The sequence below is a fragment of the Peribacillus sp. NPDC058075 genome (genome assembly GCF_042885195.1).
GTDB lineage: Bacteria > Bacillota > Bacilli > Bacillales > DSM-1321 > Peribacillus.
Map to the genome: position 1 here is coordinate 1 of NZ_JBHVSL010000003.1, position 983 is coordinate 983.

Annotated in this window: 1 protein-coding gene; it reads right to left on the reverse strand. The window is 61.0% G+C overall.

Features of this window, described 5'->3' with window-relative positions; translation table 11 throughout:
- On the reverse strand, positions 1-983 hold a 983-nt coding region (locus ACFVS1_RS20770; protein WP_387550157.1), incomplete at both ends, for a hypothetical protein.

The window sequence follows — 983 nt, forward strand, 5'->3', positions numbered from 1 at the left end:
CCTGTGGCGCCTGTGGCACCCGTTATTCCGATTGCTCCTGTGGCGCCTGTGGCACCCGTTATTCCAGTTGCCCCTGTGGCGCCTGTGGCACCCGTTATTCCGGTTGCTCCGGTTGCTCCCGTTGCTCCCGTGGCGCCTGGATCTCCTGTGGCACCCGTTATTCCAGTTGCTCCTGTTGCTCCCGTGGCGCCTGGATCTCCTGTGGCACCCGTTATTCCAGTTGCTCCTGTTGCTCCCGTGGCGCCTGGATCTCCCGTGGCACCCGTTATTCCAGTTGCTCCGGTTGCTCCCGTTGGACCTGTTGCTCCAGTCGCTCCTGGATCACCTGTTGCACCCGTAGATCCCGTTGGACCTGTTGCCCCTGGATCACCTGTCGCACCCGTAGATCCCGTTGGACCTGTTGCTCCAATCGCTCCTGGATCACCTGTTGCACCCGTTGCTCCCGTTGGACCTGTTGACCCCGTAGATCCCGTTGGACCTGTTGACCCCGTAGATCCCGTTGGACCTGTTGCTCCTGGATTACCTGTTGACCCCGTTGCTCCCGTTAGACCTGTTGCTCCTGTTGCTCCGGTTGCCCCTGGATTACCTGTTGACCCCGTTGCTCCCGTTGGACCTGTTGCTCCGGTCGCCCCTGGATTACCTGTTGACCCCGTTGTTCCCGTTAGACCTGTTGCTCCGGTTGCCCCTGGATTACCTGTTGCACCCGTAGCTCCCATTGGACCTGTTGCTCCGGTCGCTCCTGGATCACCTGTTGCACCCGTAGCACCCGTTGGACCTGTTGCTCCAATCGCTCCTGGATCACCTGTTGACCCCGTTGCTCCCATTGGACCTGTTGCTCCGGTCGCCCCTGGATTACCTGTTGCACCCGTTGCTCCCGTTGGACCTGTTGCTCCGGTCGCCCCTGGATTACCTGTTGCACCCGTTGCTCCCGTTGGACCTGTTGCTCCGATCGCCCCTGGATTACCTGTTGACCCCGTTGCTCC